This is a genomic window from Sulfitobacter sp. 1A10359, from assembly GCF_043558145.1.
Classification (GTDB): Bacteria; Pseudomonadota; Alphaproteobacteria; order Rhodobacterales; family Rhodobacteraceae; genus Sulfitobacter; species Sulfitobacter faviae.
On sequence record NZ_JBIFGB010000003.1, the window covers coordinates 420,301 to 438,048 of the forward strand.

16 protein-coding genes are annotated in these 17,748 nt (G+C 62.8%); 14 read left to right on the plus strand and 2 right to left on the minus strand.

Features of this window, described 5'->3' with window-relative positions; all coding sequences use genetic code 11:
- Window positions 1-11 precede the first annotated feature (11 nt).
- Genes ACGYK2_RS10440 through ACGYK2_RS10470 form a run of 7 tightly spaced genes read left to right on the plus strand, consistent with a single transcriptional unit; the run spans window position 12 to window position 7,704 of the window.
- Window positions 12-779 (plus strand): N-formylglutamate amidohydrolase, encoded by a 768-nt coding sequence (locus ACGYK2_RS10440; protein ID WP_271688668.1) that lies wholly within the window; start codon window positions 12-14, stop codon window positions 777-779.
- Complete coding sequence (locus ACGYK2_RS10445) at window positions 776-1,342, plus strand: TRAP transporter small permease subunit (RefSeq protein WP_271688669.1); 567 nt, start codon at window positions 776-778, stop codon at window positions 1,340-1,342. The genes ACGYK2_RS10440 and ACGYK2_RS10445 overlap by 4 nt, the downstream gene beginning before the upstream one ends.
- A complete protein-coding gene (locus tag ACGYK2_RS10450) occupies window positions 1,342-2,667 on the plus strand; it encodes a TRAP transporter large permease subunit (protein WP_067268276.1) in 1,326 nt (441 codons plus the stop codon). The genes ACGYK2_RS10445 and ACGYK2_RS10450 overlap by 1 nt, the downstream gene beginning before the upstream one ends.
- A 50-nt stretch (window positions 2,668-2,717) precedes the next feature.
- Window positions 2,718-3,755: a TRAP transporter substrate-binding protein gene (locus tag ACGYK2_RS10455; protein WP_136720278.1), complete on the plus strand. Its 1,038-nt coding sequence runs from the start codon at window positions 2,718-2,720 to the stop codon at window positions 3,753-3,755.
- A 59-nt stretch (window positions 3,756-3,814) separates the two neighbouring features.
- Complete coding sequence (locus ACGYK2_RS10460; RefSeq protein WP_271688670.1) at window positions 3,815-5,179, plus strand: glutamine synthetase family protein; 1,365 nt, start codon at window positions 3,815-3,817, stop codon at window positions 5,177-5,179.
- 2 nt (window positions 5,180-5,181) lie between these two features.
- Window positions 5,182-6,555, plus strand: a complete 1,374-nt coding sequence (locus ACGYK2_RS10465; protein WP_271688671.1) for an aldehyde dehydrogenase family protein — start codon at window positions 5,182-5,184, stop codon at window positions 6,553-6,555.
- Between the two features lie 3 nt (window positions 6,556-6,558).
- Window positions 6,559-7,704, plus strand: coding sequence for an iron-containing alcohol dehydrogenase (locus ACGYK2_RS10470; protein WP_271688672.1), 1,146 nt, complete (start codon window positions 6,559-6,561; stop codon window positions 7,702-7,704).
- Window positions 7,705-7,761: 57 nt separating this feature from the next.
- Here the strand turns inward: ACGYK2_RS10470 and ACGYK2_RS10475 are convergent, their stop codons facing one another.
- Window positions 7,762-8,232 carry a cytochrome c family protein gene (locus ACGYK2_RS10475; RefSeq protein ID WP_271688673.1) on the minus strand — a complete coding sequence of 157 codons (471 nt, stop codon included), beginning with the start codon at window positions 8,230-8,232 and terminating at the stop codon, window positions 7,762-7,764.
- Window positions 8,233-8,427: 195 nt separating this feature from the next.
- On the opposite strand from ACGYK2_RS10475, the gene idi reads away from it, so the two are divergent.
- Window positions 8,428-8,958, plus strand: a complete 531-nt coding sequence (idi, locus tag ACGYK2_RS10480) for an isopentenyl-diphosphate Delta-isomerase (protein ID WP_271688674.1) — start codon at window positions 8,428-8,430, stop codon at window positions 8,956-8,958.
- An 18-nt stretch (window positions 8,959-8,976) separates the two neighbouring features.
- On the plus strand, window positions 8,977-9,858 hold the full coding sequence (gene hemF / locus ACGYK2_RS10485) for an oxygen-dependent coproporphyrinogen oxidase (RefSeq protein ID WP_209216943.1): 882 nt from the start codon (window positions 8,977-8,979) through the stop codon (window positions 9,856-9,858).
- A 240-nt stretch (window positions 9,859-10,098) separates the two neighbouring features.
- Here the strand turns inward: hemF and hemE are convergent, their stop codons facing one another.
- The gene (hemE, locus tag ACGYK2_RS10490; protein WP_271688675.1) at window positions 10,099-11,139 is read right to left on the minus strand and encodes a uroporphyrinogen decarboxylase; all 1,041 of its coding nucleotides are present in this window, start codon (window positions 11,137-11,139) and stop codon (window positions 10,099-10,101) included.
- Between the two features lie 84 nt (window positions 11,140-11,223).
- On the opposite strand from hemE, the gene hemC reads away from it, so the two are divergent.
- The 5 genes from hemC (at window position 11,224) to ACGYK2_RS10515 (ending at window position 17,740) form a co-directional block, all read left to right on the plus strand.
- Complete coding sequence (gene hemC, locus ACGYK2_RS10495) at window positions 11,224-12,171, plus strand: hydroxymethylbilane synthase (RefSeq protein ID WP_271688676.1); 948 nt, start codon at window positions 11,224-11,226, stop codon at window positions 12,169-12,171.
- Window positions 12,168-13,100 carry a LysR family transcriptional regulator gene (locus tag ACGYK2_RS10500; RefSeq protein WP_271688677.1) on the plus strand — a complete coding sequence of 311 codons (933 nt, stop codon included), beginning with the start codon at window positions 12,168-12,170 and terminating at the stop codon, window positions 13,098-13,100. Before hemC ends, ACGYK2_RS10500 begins: the two co-directional genes overlap by 4 nt.
- A 62-nt stretch (window positions 13,101-13,162) precedes the next feature.
- Window positions 13,163-15,238 (plus strand): hydantoinase/oxoprolinase family protein, encoded by a 2,076-nt coding sequence (locus ACGYK2_RS10505; RefSeq protein WP_271688678.1) that lies wholly within the window; start codon window positions 13,163-13,165, stop codon window positions 15,236-15,238.
- A 4-nt stretch (window positions 15,239-15,242) separates the two neighbouring features.
- Window positions 15,243-16,952, plus strand: coding sequence for a hydantoinase B/oxoprolinase family protein (locus ACGYK2_RS10510; protein ID WP_271688679.1), 1,710 nt, complete (start codon window positions 15,243-15,245; stop codon window positions 16,950-16,952).
- 98 nt (window positions 16,953-17,050) lie between these two features.
- Complete coding sequence (locus ACGYK2_RS10515; RefSeq protein WP_067262780.1) at window positions 17,051-17,740, plus strand: fumarylacetoacetate hydrolase family protein; 690 nt, start codon at window positions 17,051-17,053, stop codon at window positions 17,738-17,740.
- Window positions 17,741-17,748: the final 8 nt, after the last annotated feature.

Sequence of the window (17,748 nt, forward strand, 5' to 3'; positions counted from 1 at the left end):
AGGGGGACAGGGTGTCAGAACAGTTAGATCTTTCGAATGAAGTCGTCGAGGTGATCAATGCCGGGGCCAAGGCCCCGCTGGTATTGGTCTGCGAACATGCGGCGCGTGAGATACCGGCCTACTACGACGGCCTTGGGCTGGATGCCGCGGCCCGCGAAAGCCATGTGGCTTGGGACCCCGGCGCCTTGGGCGTGGCCCGCACGATGGCGCAAGATCTGGATGCAGTGCTGGTAGCAGGGCGGGTTTCCCGTCTGGTTTACGACTGCAACCGCCCGCCCGAAGCCCCCGGCGCGATGCCCGCGCAGAGCGAGATTTTCGCGATCCCCGGCAATGCCGCGCTTGATGAAGCGGGCCGAGCCGAGCGGGTGACGCGCTATTACGAACCGTTCCGCGCGACTTTGGCGGCGACGATCAAACGGGTCGATGCGCCCGCGATCGTCACGGTGCATAGTTTCACGCCGATCTACCACGGCAAACCGCGCAACGTTGAGATCGGCATTCTCCACGACAGCGACACGCGCCTTGCCGATGCGATGCTCGCGGTGGCGTCGGAGTTCACGGATCTCAATGTCGAACGAAATGAGCCCTACGGCCCGCAGGACGGGGTGACCCATACGCTGAAAGAACATGGGCTGGCCCATGGTCATCCCCATGTCATGCTAGAGATCCGTAATGACCTCATCACGACCGAAGCCGAACAGCGGCAGATGGCCGAGATGATCAGCAATTGGCTCCGTGCCGCCATGGCTCGGCCCGAGATGAAGGAGGTCAAACCATGAGGTTCATCCGGGGCTATATCCGGGGCATCGATGCGATGAACCGGCGGATCGGGCGGATCATGATGTATGGCATATTTGTCCTGATGGGGGTGCTGTTGTGGTCCACCGTCAGCAAAGCCTTCTTCGTCCCCTCGCTTTGGACGCTGGAAATGGCGCAGTTCGTCATGGTGGGCTATTACATTCTGGGCGGTCCCTATTCGATCCAACTGGGGTCGAACGTGCGGATGGACCTCCTTTATGGCGATTGGTCGCTGCGCCGCAAAGCGTGGTTTGACCTCTTTACCGTCTTCTTCCTGATCTTCTATCTCTGCGTGCTGCTCTATGGCGCGGTAAGCTCTACCGCCTATTCGCTGGGCTACTGGGGGACCGAGCCGTTCAGCTTTTTCGGCGACTTGATCACCGGTAGTGAAGAGGTTGGCCATATGGAGCAATCCAGTTCCGCATGGCGTCCCTATCTCTGGCCGATCAAGGTCGTGATGATCGTCGGTATCTTTCTGATGCTGCTGCAATGTCTGTCCGAGCTCGCGAAAGACGTGCTGCGGCTCAAGGGTGAGGCCATCTGATGTCCTATGAAATGATTGCGACATTGATGTTCTCGTCAATGATGCTGATGCTACTGACCGGCCAGCGGGTGTTTGGCGCCATCGGCTTTATCGCCGTGGTCTCGGCGCTGCTGCTCTGGGGCGACAAGGGCGGCTATGACATCGGTTTCGCCGCCGCGATGAAACTGATGAAATGGTATCCGCTGCTGACGCTGCCGATGTTCATCTTCATGGGCTATGTCCTCAGCGAAAGCCGCATTGCCGATGACCTTTACCGCATGTTCCACGTCTGGATGGGCGGGGTGCGCGGCGGGCTGGCGATTGGCACGATTGGCCTGATGGTGCTGATCTCGGCGATGAATGGGCTCAGCGTGGCGGGCATGGCGATCGGCTCGACCATCGCGCTGCCGGAACTGCTGAAACGTGGCTATGATAAAAGGATGGTGACGGGGGTGATCCAGGCGGGGTCGAGCCTTGGCATCCTCGTGCCGCCCTCGGTCGTGCTGGTGCTTTACGCGATGATCGCGCGGCAGCCGGTGGGGCAGTTGTGGCTTGCCGGGGTCATCCCGGGGTTGATGATGGCAGCGATGTTCATCGCCTATATCGTCATCCGCTGCCGGATGAATCCCGAACTTGGTCCCATCCTCTCAGCCGAGGATCGCGACATTCCCCGTGCCGAGAAACTGCGCCTTCTGCGGGCGGGCATCCTGCCGCTGGTGATCTTTGCGGTGATGATGGTGCCTTTCGTCAACGGTTGGACCAGCTTGGTCGAAAGCTCGGCCATCGGGGCGGCGGCGGCGTTTTTTGCAGCGGTGCTCAAGGGCCGCATGACCCGCGAGGTTTTCGAGAACTCCGTGCGCAACACCTTGGGCATCACCTGCATGTTCATGTGGATCATCCTCGCCGCCCTCGCCTTTGGCGCGGTCTTTGACGGGCTGGGCGCGGTGAAAGCGATTGAGAGCCTGTTCACCGAAAAGATGAACCTCAGCCCCTGGATGATCCTGATCATGATGCAGCTTAGCTTCATCATCATGGGCACCTTCCTTGATGATACGGCGATGCTGGTCATCGTGGCGCCGCTCTATGTGCCCTTGGTCGGTGCGCTGGGCTTTGATCTGATCTGGTATGGTATCCTTTACACGATCACCACGCAGATCGCCTATATGACGCCGCCCTTCGGCTATAACCTGTTCCTGATGCGCGCCATGGCCCCGCCAGAGATCACGCTGCGCGACATCTACGCCTCGATCACGCCCTTCGTGCTGGTGATGGTCTTGGCGCTGATACTCGTCATGGTCTTCCCGGAGATCGCGACATGGCTGCCCGATTACATCTACGACAAATAACAATGAGAGCCGCGCAAAGACGGCCTGATATTTCAACAAAGGAGAGACGTATGACCACTCGCAGAAAGTTTCTATCCGGGGCCGCCGTCGCCGCCCCTGCGGCCCTCGCCGCGCCCTCCATCGTGCATGCCCAAGCGCCGATCAAATGGCGCATGCAGACCTATGCCGGCGCCGCTCTGGGTGAGCAGGTGACCAAACCGGCGGTCGATTACATCAATGCCGCCGCCAATGGCGAGATGGAGATCGAACTGTTCTACGCCGACCAGATCGTCCCCACCGGTGAGCTGTTCCAAGCCATGCAGCGCGGCACCATCGACATGGTGCATTCCGATGACGACTCCATGGCCTCGCCCACGCCGTTGCAACAATTCGGCGGCTACTTCCCCTTCGCCACCAAGCACATTCTCGACGTGCCGGTGCTGTTCAACCAGTACGGCTTGGCCGAAATCTGGAAAGAGGAATATGCCAAGGTCGGCGTTGAATGGCTGTCGGCTGCGGGCCAAGACCCCTGTAACTTCAACACCACCAAAGAGATCAAATCGGTCGCCGATCTGGACGGTCTGAAGCTCTACACCTTCCCCACCGCGGGCCGCTTCCTGTCGAAGTTCGGCGTGGTGCCGGTGAACATTCCCTACGAGGACGCCGAAGTCGCCGTGCAAACAGGCGAGCTCGACGGCATGGCGTGGTCCGGCATCACCGAGGACTACACCGTCGGCTGGGCCGATGTGACCGACTACTTCCTGACCAACAACATCTCGGGTGCTTGGATCGGGTCGTTCTTCGTCAACCAGCAGCAGTGGGCCGATCTGCCGGATCACCTCAAACAGTTGGTCATGGCGGGGATCGAAGCGGGCCACACCTACCGCAACCAGTGGTACTGGGGCGGCGAGGCGCGTCTGCGCGCGCAGGGCGACAAGCTCAAGCTCAGCACCGTGCCTGCCGACGAATGGGCCGAGGTTGAAAACGCGGCCAAGGACTTCTGGACAGAGATCGCCGAGGAAGGCGAAGTGCACGCCAAGATCGTGCAGATCTTCCGCGACTATAACGAAGTCATCAACAAAGCCGGTCCGCCCTACACCAACGGCTGAACCGACAACCGGGGGCGCGCTGCCTGCGCCCCCGCCTTACCCCCTGAAGTGGACAGAACATGCCCGGCACACTGACATTCGACGCGCTGAAAAAACTGGTCAAAGAAGGATCCGTCGATACGGTTCTTGCGTGCCTTGTGGACATGCAAGGCCGGTTGATGGGCAAGCGCTTCCATGCCGTCAACTTCGTCGAGACCTCTTATAAAGAAACCCATTGTTGCAACTACCTGCTGGCCACCGACCTTGAGATGGCCACGCCCGAAGGCTTTGCCTCCACCTCGTGGGAGACGGGTTACGGCGACTATGTGATGCAGCCCGACCTCGACACGATCCGCCCGGTGCCGTGGCTGGAGGGAACGGTGATGGTGCTTTGCGACGTGCTGGATCACGATACGCACCAGCCGGTGCCGCATTCCCCGCGCGCCATGCTCAAGAAACAGATCGCGCGGCTGAAGGAACTGGGTTTCGATGCCATGATGGCGACCGAGCTGGAGTTCTTCCTTTTCGAGCAGAGCTTTGACGCGATCCGCAAGGGCGGCTACCGCGACCTCACGCCGATCAGCGGCTATAACGAAGACTACAACATCCTTCAGACCACCAAGGAAGAGAACGTCATGCGCCCGCTGCGCAACCATCTCTTCGCCGCCGGTCTGCCGATTGAGAACTCCAAGGGCGAGGCCGAGGCCGGTCAGGAAGAGCTCAACATCCGCTATTCACAGGCGCTTGATTGCGCCGATTACCACACGATTGCCAAACATGCGGTGAAGGAAATCGCTTGGCAGCAGGGACATGCGGCGAGCTTCCTGCCCAAGTGGCATAAGGACCGCGTCGGCTCTTCCAGCCACGTCCATCAGTCGCTGTGGAAAGACGGCGAAGCGGCTTTCTTTGACAGCGAGGGCGCGTTGGGCATGTCCGATCTGATGCGCCACTATATGGCCGGTCTGATCGCCTATGCGCCGGAATATACCTATTTCCTCGCCCCCTATGTGAACAGCTACAAACGCTTCGCCAAAGGCACCTTCGCCCCGACCAAGACCGTCTGGTCCGTCGACAACCGCACCGCGGGGTTCCGCCTTTGCGGGGCAGGGACAAAGGGCGTGCGGGTCGAATGCCGTATTGGCGGATCGGACCTAAACCCTTATCTGGCGCAGACGGTCATGCTGGCTGCCGGAATCAAAGGGATCGAAGACAAGATGGAGCTTGCCCCGCCCACACGCGGCGATGCTTATGGCGAGTCCGACGCTGTCGATATCCCCCAGACCCTGCGGGCAGCAACCGAGACCCTGCGCGGCTCGACGTTCCTGCGCGAGGTCTTGGGCGAAGATGTAGTGACCCATTACACCCGCGCGGCGGAATGGGAGCAGGAAGAATATGACCGGGTGGTGACCGATTGGGAAATCGCCCGCGGCTTTGAAAGGGCCTGAGAATGACGACGGTAAAATGTATCTCTCCGATTGACGGTTCGGTCTATGCGGAGCGCGAAACCCTGAGCACGGAAGCAGCGCAAGACACTGTTGCCCGCGCGCGCCGCGCGCAAAAGGCATGGGCCGCGCGGCCCTTGCAGGAGCGTGTCGATCTGGTGATGGCCGCGCTGAAAGAGATTGAGAATTCCACCGACCGGATGACCGAGGAACTGGCCCACCAGATGGGCCGCCCAGTGCGCTACGGGGGTGAGTTCGGCGGCTTGCAGGAACGCACCAGCCACATGGCCAAGATCGCCGCCGATGCGCTGGCACCCAATGTGATCGAAGACAGCGACGCCTTTTCGCGCAAGATCATGCGCGAGCCGCATGGCGTGGTTTTCGTCGTGGCGCCGTGGAACTACCCTTACATGACCGCGAACAACACCATCGCGCCTGCGCTGATCGCGGGCAATTCGGTGATCCTGAAGCATGCCTCGCAGACCATTCTGGTCGGTGAACACCTCGCCGATGCCTACCGCGCCGCTGGCGTGCCCGAGGATGTGTTCCAGAACGTCGTGCTGAGCCATGACACCACCTCGGCGTTGATCGCCGACAACGCCTTTGATTTCGTCAACTTCACCGGCTCTGTCGGCGGCGGTCGGGCGATGGAACGCGCCGCGGCGGGCACTTTCACCGGTGTCGCCACCGAGCTTGGCGGCAAAGACCCTGCCTATGTCCGGGCCGATGCCAACCTCGACGCGGCAGTCGATGGCGTGATGGACGGGGCGATGTTCAACGCGGGCCAGTGCTGCTGTGGGATCGAGCGGATCTATGTGCACGAAAGCCTCTATGACGCCTTTGTCGAAAAGGCCGTGGCATGGGTGAATAACCTCAACCTCGGCAATCCGCTGGATCAGGCCACGACGCTTGGGCCGATGGCCAATGTACGTTTCGCCAACGAGGTTCGCGCGCAGATTGATGAGGCCGTGGCGGCAGGTGCCAAGGCGCATATCGATAGAATGCCCGCCGACGATGGCGGTGCCTATCTGACGCCGCAGGTGCTGACCGATGTGACCCATGAGATGCGCGTCATGCGTGACGAAAGCTTTGGCCCCGTTGTCGGCATCATGCCGGTCAAGGACGATGAAGAGGCCATTGCGCTGATGAACGACAGCCAATTCGGTCTGACCGCCGCGATCTTTACCGCCGATGCCGAGGCTGCCGAGGCCATCGGCCAGCGGTTGGAAACCGGCACCGTCTTCATGAACCGTGCCGACTATCTGGACCCGGCGCTGTGCTGGACCGGCTGCAAGCAAACCGGGCGCGGCGCGGGCCTGTCTGAACTGGGCTATCACGCGCTGACACGCCCTAAATCTTACCACCTCAAGAAAGCCTGAGACATGTCCCTGACTGCCAATTGGTCTTACCCCACCGCCATCCGTTTCGGCGCAGGCCGGATTAAAGAGATTGCCGAGGCCTGCGCCGCTGCGGGCATCAAGAAGCCGCTGCTGGTCACCGACAAGGGGCTGGCCTATCTGCCGATCACCCAGTCCACACTGGACCTGATGGAGGCCGAAGGTCTGGGCCGCGCGATGTTCTCGGACGTTGACCCGAACCCGACCGAGATGAACGCCGAGGCGGGCATCAAGGTCTACCGCGACGGCGGCCATGACGGCGTGATCGCCTTCGGCGGCGGCTCCGGTCTCGATCTGGGCAAGGTCATCGCCTTCATGGCGGGCCAAACCCGCCCCCTGTGGGATTTCGAAGACATCGGCGATTGGTGGACCCGCGCCGACGCCGACGGCATCGCGCCCATCGTGGCCGTGCCGACGACCGCCGGCACAGGCTCGGAAGTGGGGCGCGCCAGCGTCATCACCAATTCCCAGACCCATGAGAAAAAGATCATCTTCCACCCCAAGATGCTCCCCGCCGTCGTGATTTGCGACCCGGAACTGACCGTCGGCATGCCGCCGATGATCACCGCAGGCACTGGGATGGATGCTTTCGCCCACTGCCTCGAAGCCTTCTGCTCGCCGCATTACCACCCGATGAGCCAAGGCATGGCGCTGGAAGGGATGCGTCTGGTCAAGGAATACCTGCCCCGCGCCTATGCCGATGGCAGTGATCTTGAGGCGCGCGGCCATATGATGTCCGCCGCCGCCATGGGCGCCACAGCGTTCCAAAAGGGTCTGGGCGCCATCCATGCCATCAGCCACCCGATTGGCGCGGTGCATCACACGCATCACGGCACCACCAACGCCGTTGTCATGCAGCCGGTTCTGCGCATGAACCGCCCCGCAATCGAGGAGCGTCTAGCCAAGGCGGCGGCCTATCTCGATATCGTGGGCGGCTTTGACGGGTTCTACGATTTCGTCGGCAAGCTGAATGAAGAGTTGAACATTCCCAGCTCGCTGACTGCCCTTGGCGTGACCGACCCCGACATCGACGCACTGGTGGCCTCGGCCCTGCAAGACCCAAGCTGTGGCGGCAACCCGATTGAACTGACCAAAGAGAATGTCACGCAGCTGCTGCGCGACTGCTTCTGATCCGAAACAAAAAGGGGGGCAAATGGCCCCCCTTTCGCATTGCGCTGAATGCGCAGATTACTCGGTCGCCTCTGCCGCTTCATCAGTCTCGGTCACTTCCGGCCCGACGGAGACCAGATAGGCCCATACGTCTTTCGCGTCTTCTTCGTCTCTCAGACGGTAAGACATTTTCGACTTGGCCCGTTTCGTATCAAGATACTCGGCCAGGAACCCCTTGGGGTCGGCGACGTAGCCTGTGAAACTCTCTTCGTCCCATGTCAGCCCGGCCTCGCCCGCAGCCACGATGGAATCGCCATAGCGGTAGTCTTCGACGGAACCCGCCACGCGGTTGTAGATCCCATAAAGGTTCGGCCCCGTACGGCCCCCTTTTTGGATATCGTTGCCCTCATCATCCGAGATCATGTGGCAGCTTTTGCATTTACGAAAGACCTTTTCCCCGGCTTCGGCGTCACCGGAGGCATGGCTTTCCGCCCAAAGGGGCGTGGCCCCAAGGCAGATGGCGAAGATCGACGCGATACGCATGTTCATTGTGAGTTCCTTTGTCAGTCTGACTTGAATCTAGCGTTTGGGGCGAAGGGGTAAAGGATGTTCACTGCGCCAAAAGGTAGCACGGGCGCAGGGCGGGCCGGTTAGCGGTTGAGACTAGGGGGAAATCCCCCGATAACTGCCGGTGAATTTCTTCTGCGCCGAGGGTGAGATGAACACAACGGTAAGCCGCATCTGATGGAGATCATGGTCCCCGCCTGGGTCGACGGCACCCTGCAACCGGTCGAAAAGCTCGCCGCGCATGAACGCGGTTTGCGGCATATGGCGGTTTCGGTCTTTGTCATCTCCGACGGCAAGCTGCTGATGCAGCAGCGCGCGCTTGGCAAATATCACACCCCCGGTCTCTGGGCGAACACCTGCTGCACGCATCCGCATTGGGATGAGCCGCCCGAGGACTGCGCCGCGCGGCGTTTGGACGAAGAGTTGGGGATCACCGGGCTGGCCTTGCAGCATCGGGGCCGGGTCGAATACCGTGCCGATGTCGGCGGCGGGCTGATCGAGCATGAGGTGGTCGAGGTCTATCTCGCCCATGCCGCGCCGGATCTGACGATTACGGAAAATCCTGATGAGGTGATGGCGACGCGTTGGATCACCCTCGGCGATCTACATGCCGACCTTGCGCAGCATCCCGATGCATATACGCCTTGGCTGCGGATTTACATGGCCGAACACGAAGGTCTGATCCTTGGCGGCGGAGCGATGGAATAACAGAAAGGCGGGCCAGAGATGACCGACGACATGCAAGACCAAAAGACACGCGCGGCGGATTGGTTCCGCAAGCTTCGCGATGACATCGTTCAGGCGTTTCACGACATCGAAGCGCGTCATGTGGGCGAGGAAGAGGCCGGGCGTTTCGTGGTCAGCAACACCACCCGCACTGCCCCCGATGGGTCGGACGCTGGTGGCGGTGAGATGTCCGTCATGCGCGGGGGCCGTGTGTTCGAGAAGGTGGGCGTGAATATCTCCACCGTCTACGGCGAGTTGGGCGAGCGGGCGCAGGCCGCCATGGCCGCGCGCAAGGGGTTGCCCGGCATGGCCGAAGATCCGCGTTTCTGGGCCTCTGGGATTAGCCTAGTTGCGCATATGCAAAACCCACATGTGCCGGCGGTGCATATGAACACCCGCATGTTCTGGACCCCCCATGCATGGTGGTTCGGCGGCGGTGCGGATTTGAACCCTTGTATCGAGTATGACGAGGACACCGACCATTTCCATGCCGAGATGAAGGCCGCCTGCGACCCGCATGGGGCCACGCTCTATGATGAGTTGAAGGCTTGGGCGGATGAGTATTTCTACATCCCCCATCGCAAACGCGCGCGGGGTGTGGGTGGCATCTTTTACGATGACCGCAACAGCGGCGACTGGGAGGCGGATTTCGCGCTGACACAGGATGTGGGTCGCGCGTTCCTGCCCGCCTATGTGCCCGTGGTCGACAAACGGCGCGAGATGCCGTGGGACATGGACGACAAGGACGTGCAACTGCGCCACCGGGGGATCTATGCTGAGTATAACCTTGTCTATGACCGGGGGACGAAGTTTGGTCTGGAGACGGGGCATGATCCGGATGCGGTTCTGATGAGCCTGCCGCCGATGGCGAAGTGGGTGTAAGCAGAACTTAGTCCCGGAACCAAGTCTCGGCGAGACCGAGCGGTGACGGTTACCACCTTGGCCCGGAATCAAGCCGCAGGCGCCGGGCCATCGCCTGCCCGCCCGGACGGGTAGGCGATTTGGTTAGTCTGGGCGCCCCGTGTCGGACACACATCATGGTTGAACCATAAAGTGGTATGAACCAACGTGACATCGCCAACCCGCGGGCAGGCGATGGCCCTCATCTCTTAGCGCGGGTGTTCAGCCCCGCGTCCCGCGCACCGTATCAATCATCAACTGCACATTCTCCGGATCCGCATCCGGCGTGATCCCATGCCCCAGATTAAAGATATGCGGCCCCTTCGACAGCGCATCGCAAATCGCCCGGGTCTCCTGCACCAGCGCATCCCCACCTGACACCATATGCGAGGACTTCAGGTTGCCCTGCACACAGCCATGCGGCTGCACATGTTCGGCCACCCACTCTGCACTCACGCCGTCGTCGACGGCGATACAGTCCGCCCCGGTGGCGGCATGTAGATTGGCGAAGCGCGCCCCGGCTCCACGCGGAAAGGCGATCACGGGCACGCCCGGATGACGCGCCTTCAACGCGCTGATGATCTGGCGCAGCGGCTCTGTCGAATAGCGGTCGAAATCCGTGCCTTCCAGCGATCCGGCCCAGCTGTCGAAGAGCTTTACCACCTCGGCTCCCGCCTTGATCTGCATGTCGAGGTATTCGATCGTCGCCAGCGTGATCCGCTCCATCAGCGCATCGAACACCTCGGGGTTCTCGTCCTTTAGCGCATGGGCTGGCCCCTGATCCGGCGTGCTATTGCCCGCGATCATATAGGTCGCCACCGTCCAAGGCGCGCCTGCGAAACCGATGAGCGTCGTCTCTTCGGGCAGTTCGCGCGACAGGATGCGCACGGTCTCGTAAATCGGGGCGAGGTGGTCGTGAATGGCGTCCGCTGGTTTCAGCGCTTCCATCTCGGCCTTGGTGGTGATCGTCGACAGACGCGGCCCCTCACCAGTGACGAACCACAGATCGGCGCCAAGCGCCTGCGGCACCAGCAGGATGTCGGCGAAAAGGATCGAAGCGTCGAAACCATAGCGGCGGATCGGTTGCAACGTCACCTCGGCGGCCAGTTCCGGGTTGTAGCACAGCGACAGGAAATCGCCTGCCTCGGCCCGGGTCGCGCGGTACTCGGGCAGGTAGCGCCCGGCTTGCCGCATCATCCAGATCGGCGGCGTCGGCAGGGTTTCGCCCGCAAGGGCGCGCAGGATGGTCTTGTTCGCAGTCATTATGGCGTTCCTATTTGTGGCAAACCCGTAGGTAGCGCAGGTACAGCAGTTGTCAGTTCATGTCGACGGGGGTAGGGATGCGTCATGACGTATCAGCTTCCCACCCCGGCCCGGCCTCTCAACATCGGCACACGCGGATCGCTTTTGGCGCTCGCGCAGGCGAATGAGGTGCGCGACCGGCTCGCCGCCGCCTTCGATCTCCCGTTCGAGGCTTTCACCATCGTCGTGATCAAGACCACGGGCGACAAGATCATCGACCGCCCGCTGAAAGAGATCGGCGGCAAGGGTCTGTTCACCCGCGAGATCGAGGCCGCGCTGCTCGACGGCTCCATCGACATCGCGGTGCATTCGATGAAGGACATGCCGACGCTGCAACCCCAAGGCCTGCTGATCGACACCTATCTGCCGCGCGAGGATTGCCGCGACGCTTTCATCTCGCCGCATCTGAAATCCATCGCCGAGTTGCCCGAAGGCGCGGTGGTGGGCACCTCCAGCCTGCGCCGCCGGGCGCAAGTGAAACTGCGGCGGCCTGATCTGGAAGTGGTCGAGTTTCGTGGCAACTTGCAGACTCGTTTGAAAAAACTCGATGACGGTGTGGCCGAAGCGACCTTCCTCGCCATGGCCGGGCTGAACCGCTTGCAAATGGACGACGTGCCACAGGCTGCCGTGCACCCCGACGACATGCTGCCCGCCATCGCGCAGGGGGCCATCGGGGTTGAGCGGCGGGAGGATGACAGCCGCGCCGCCGAGATGCTCTCGGCGATCCATGACCGCAAGACTGGCGAACAGCTTGCCGCCGAACGCGCGTTCCTCGCCACGCTCGATGGGTCTTGCGAGACGCCCATCGCCGGTCTGGCCGAACTCAACGGCAGCGAGATGCGCCTGCGCGGGCAGGTGCTGCGCCCCGACGGGTCCGATGCCATCGGCGATGACGTTACCTGCGCCATTTCCGACGGCGCCGCGGCGGGTGAGGCGATGGCCCGCAAGCTTCTGGCCGAGGCCGGACCGGGTTTCTTTGACTGGCGCGAATGATCGGCAATCTCTTCACGCTGAAACAGCTTGAAGCGCTGATCTGGGTCGCAGACCTTGGCAGTTTCCGCCGCGCCGCCGCGCATCTGAACACGACACAGCCCAATATCTCGGCCCGGATTTCCGGGCTGGAGGCAACCTTGGGCGTCACCCTGATGCAGCGCGATGCTGGGTCGATCCGGCTCACCGAAAAGGGCAGCGCCCTGCTGACCCAAGCCCGCCGCGTGCTGCGCGAAGCCGAAGCACTTGTCGAGACCGCCGCGCGACCCGATCTGATCGACGACAGCCTCCGCCTTGGCGTGACCGAAGTGGTCGCGAGCACATGGCTGCGCCCCTTTCTGCGCGCGCTGGCCGATGCCTATCCCAATCTCACTGTCGAACTTACCGTCGATCTCTCGCGCGATCTGGATCAGGAGCTTGCCGCTCATGCGCTCGACCTGACCCTGCAAACCGCCCCCTTCTCGACCCCGGCAAGCGGGCGGCTGGACTTGGCGACCTATGACTACATCTGGGTCGCCGCGCCGGAATTGGCCGCCCAGATCGGCCCCGCACCCGACTTCGCCGCCATGCTGCGCCATCCGGTGCTGGGCCATGCGCGGCATACGCAGGCCCATTCCGATCTCATCGGCCATTTCGACGGCACGACTGCGCCGAAGGCCCGTTTGGTGCCCTCCAGCAGCCTGTCGGCGGCGATGAACATGGTGCTCGACGGGATGGGTGTGGCGGTGATGCCGCGTGTGATGGTGGCAGGCGCGCTGGCCGATGGGGCGCTGCGGATTCTGCCCGCCGCGTGGCACCCGCGCCCGCTGCAAGTCGCCGCGCGTTATCACGCGGATCGCACGCCCGCCTATGTCGCCCGCGCCGCTGAACTGGCCCGCGACTGCGCCCGAAGCTTCGATGTCGAGGATCGAAAAAACCTTTCACACCCATAGAATATAATAATTTGCACCGATGCTGTGCCCACCCCTATCCTGCGCCCAAACAGGAGTGAGACATGGCATCAACCATCCGACTGGGCGTAGACATCGGCGGCACCTTCACCGACGTGGTGCTGGAAAAGGGCGGCGAGAGTTTCTCAACCAAGGTGCTGACCACCTATGCCGCGCCCGAGAACGCGATCATCGACGGGATGCATCAGGTCTGCACCAAGGCCGGGATCACGCCCGCCGATCTCACGCAGATCATCCACGGCACCACGCTGGCAACCAACGCGCTGATCGAACGGCGCGGGGCCAAGACCGCGCTGATCACCACCCAAGGCTTCCGTGACGTGATCGAAATGCGCACCGAAAGCCGGTTCGAGCAGTATGATCTGAACCTCAACCTTCCCGAACCGCTGCTGCCGCGCCAGATGCGCTACACGGTGGAAGAGCGTGTCGATGCCACGGGGGCGGTTCTGCACCCGCTCGACCGCGCCGAGGTCGAGGCGCTGGCGGACCGCATCGCCGACGCGGGTTATGAAAGCGTCGCGGTCGGGCTGATCCATTCCTATCTGAACGACGCGCATGAGCGCATGGTCCGCGAGGTGTTGGAAGAGAAGCTGCCGGGCGTCATGGTCTCGATCTCCTCCGAGGTCTCGCCGCAGATGCGCGAGTATGAGCGGTTCAACACCGTGGTCGCCAATGCCTATATCAAGCCGCTGATGAAGAGCTACCTCGGACGGCTCGAAGGGCGCCTGCAGGAAGAGGGCGTCTCCTGCAACATCTTCCTTATGCATTCGGGCGGCGGCATTATCTCGATTGAAAGCGCTGCCGAATTCCCGGTGCGGCTGGTGGAATCCGGCCCCGCGGGCGGGGCGGTCTTCGCCGCCAACATCGCCGCGCGCTACGGGCTCGACAAGGTGCTGAGCTTCGACATGGGCGGGACCACGGCCAAGATCTGCCTAATCAAGAACCAGACGCCCAAGACCAGCCGGGTCTTCGAGGTGGCGCGGACCTATCGCTTCAAGAAAGGCTCCGGCATGCCGATCTCGATCCCGGTGATCGACATGGTGGAGATCGGCGCGGGCGGCGGCAGCCTTGCCCATGTGGATGCCATGCGGCAAATCCGGGTGGGGCCGGAAAGCGCGGGCTCCGAGCCGGGGCCGGCCTGCTATGGCCGCGGCGGGGCAAAGCCCGCAGTGACCGATGCCGACCTCGTACTAGGCAAGCTCGACCCCGACAATTTCGCCGGCGGTTCGATCCGGCTCGAGACCGGCAATTCCGAGACGGCGCTGAGCCAAGCGATCGGTCAGGAACTCGACATGGACGCCGCCACTGCCGCCTTCGGTCTGGCCGAGGTGGTGGACGAGAACATGGCCAATGCCGCGCGGGTGCATGCGGTGGAGAACGGCGAGGACCTAAGCGACTACACGATGATCGCCTTCGGCGGCGCGGCCCCGCTGCATGCCGGGCGGCTGTGTGAGAAGCTGGGGGTCGAGCGCCTGCTGGTGCCGCCCGGGGCCGGGGTCGGCTCGGCCATCGGTTTCCTGCGTGCGCCTTTCAGCTTCGAGGCCAACCGCTCGGTCTACATGAAGCTGTCGGACTTCGACGCGACCCGCATCAAGACGCTGCTGGCGGAACTGCGCGACGAGGCCACCGGCTTTGTGCGCAACTGCGATGCCGGGGCCAAGATCCTGTCGGAATACAAGGTCTACATGCGCTACAGCGGGCAGGGCTGGGAGATCCCCATCGTGCTGGACGAAGCGGACGCGCTAAACCCCGATGCCGCGCGTTTCGAGGCTTTGTTCGAGACCGATTACGCCAAGCTTTTCGGCCGCACCGTCGAGGGCTTGGACATCGAGATCACGGTTTGGTCTGTCAATGCCACCACGCCGCCCGAAGAGGTCGCGCGCACCGCAGAGCAGTCCCCGGGTGCGGCGGCGGATGTGGCTCTAACACGGCGCATTTTCGACCCGGCGCTTTCTGAGTACTGCGAGGCCGACGTCGTGCTGCGCGGTCAGATGGCCCCGGGCCAGACCGCCCAAGGCCCCGCCGCCATCACCGAGGATGAGACGACGATCATCCTGCCCGCTTCGCGCCGCGCCATCTGCCAGCCCGACGGCTGCATCGACATCACCGTGAAAGGGTAAGCCCATGGCACAGACACATTCCAACGTCGCCTATCAAGTCATGTGGAACCGCCTCATCTCGGTGGTCGAGGAACAGGCGCAGGCACTGGTGCGCACTGCCTTCTCGACCTCGGTGCGCGAGGCGGGGGACCTTTCCGCGGGCGTCTATGACACCGACGGTCAGATGCTGGCGCAGGCGGTCACCGGCACGCCGGGCCACGTCAACGCCATGGCCGACGCGGTGGCGCATTTCATCCGCCGGATCGGGCGGGAGAACATCCTCGAAGGCGATGTCTATATCACCAACGACCCTTGGGAGGGGACGGGCCATCTGCATGACATCACCATGGTCACGCCGTCGTTCCATCACGGTAAGCTGGTGGGGTTCTTCGCTTGCACCGCGCATATCGTCGACATCGGCGGGCGTGGCTTTGGCGCGGATGCGGCGAGCGTCTACGAGGAAGGGCTCTATCTGCCGATCATGAAGTTCGCCGATGCGGGCAAGGTCGACGAGACGCTGGTGCGGATCATCCGTGGCAATGTGCGCGAGCCGGATCAGCTGATCGGCGACATCTACGCGCTGACCACCTGCAACGAAATCGGCCACCGCCGCCTCATCGACATGATGGAGGAATTCGCCCTCGACGATCTCACCGGCATCGCGAGCTTCATCCTAGACAATTCCCGCCGCGCCACCTTGGAGCGGATCGCGGCACTGCCGCGCCAGCGGGCGACTGGCGAGATGACGATCGACGGCTTCGACACGCCGATCACGCTGAAGGTCACGGTGAGCATCGAAGAGGATCACATCCTGTCGGATTTCGCGGGCACCAGCGGGATCGACAAGAAGGGCATCAACTGCCCACTGGTCTATACCAAGGCCTATGCCTGCTACGCGCTGAAATGCGCCATCGCGCCGGAAATCCCCAACAACGCCGCTTCGCTGGAGCCGTTTCGGATCACCGCGCCCGAGGATACCATCGTCAACGCCGTCCACCCCGCGCCGGTGGCGCTGCGGCATATCGTGGGCCACTTCGTGCCCGATACGGTCTATGCGGCGCTGGATCAGATCCTGCCGAACCTCGTCCCGGCCGAAGGGGCGGGGTGTCTGTGTAACTTCCAGGTCAGCCTGCGCCCCCGCACGGATGCGAAAGCGCCCGCGGGCGCGCGCCGGGCTGAGGTGCTGACCTTCAACTCCGGCGGCTCGGGCGCGCGACCCGAACACGACGGGCTCAATGCCACGGCCTTCCCCTCGGGCGTGATGACCATGCCGGTAGAGGCCACGGAACACGCCGGCCCCGTGGTGATCTGGCGCAAGGAGTTGCGCCCCGACAGCGGCGGCGCGGGGCGCCAGCGCGGCGGGCTGGGGCAATATATGGAGGTCGGCGCGCGCGAGGGGCATGAGTTCGACATGCAGGCCATGTTCGACCGCGTCGATCACCCCGCGCGCGGGCGACAGGGCGGCAAGCCCGGTGCGCCCACCACCATCGCCCGTGACGACGGCACGCCGATGCGCGGCAAGGGCAAGCAGTTCGTGCCGCATGGGGCGAAGGTGATGATGGCCTTTCCGGGTGGCGCCGGCTACGGCCCCGCCGAGGAACGCCCCAAGGCGCAGGTCAAACGCGACCTTCTGCGCGGCTACATCAGCGCCGAGGTGGCGGCGGCGGATTATGGGCTGAGCGCCGAGGAGATCGCCGAGGTGCAAGAGGCCATCCGCAAAGGCGCCGAACTGTGAAAGAGTGGCCGCTCAAAGGCTTATAAGCGCGAGGGGTCATTGACTGTTACAAAGCGCGGGTGTTCCTTGGCGGCATTATGCCAAAAGGAACACCCGTGATGTATGTGATTGATCCCCCCAAGCAAAGCAGCCTTGCCGTTCAAGGCACCAGCGACCGTTTCCCGGTGCGCCGTGTCTTTTGCGTGGGCCGCAACTATGAGGCGCATGTGCTTGAGATGGGCAATGACATGCGCGACCCGCCGTTCTTTTTCACCAAACCCGCCGATGCCACGCTCGATACGCCTTGCACCGTGCCCTATCCGCCGCTGACGGAGGATTTCCACTTCGAGGCGGAGCTTGTCATCGCCATCGGCAAGGGCGGCGCGAATATCGCGGAAGCGGATGTGATGGATCACATTTGGGGCGCCTCGGTGGGCATTGATTTCACCCGCCGCGATCTTCAGGCGCAGGCCAAGAAGATGGGCCGCCCGTGGGACTGGTCCAAGGCCTTTGACAACTCCGCGCCCATTGCGCCGATCCTGCCCATGGCCGATGTCCCCTCGGTCGAGAAGGGCCGCCTATGGCTCGCGGTGAACGGCGAGATGAAGCAGGAGGCCGATTTGTCGCAGATGATCTGGTCGGTGCGGGAGCATACGGCCACCCTGTCGCAGGCCGTGACCTTGGCACCGGGTGACATCATCATGACCGGCACGCCTGCCGGTGTCGCGGCGGTGCAGCCCGGCGATGTGATCACCGGGGGGGTCGACGGCATCTCCGAGTTCGAAGTCACCGTCGGCCCGCGCGCCTAAAGCGCGTC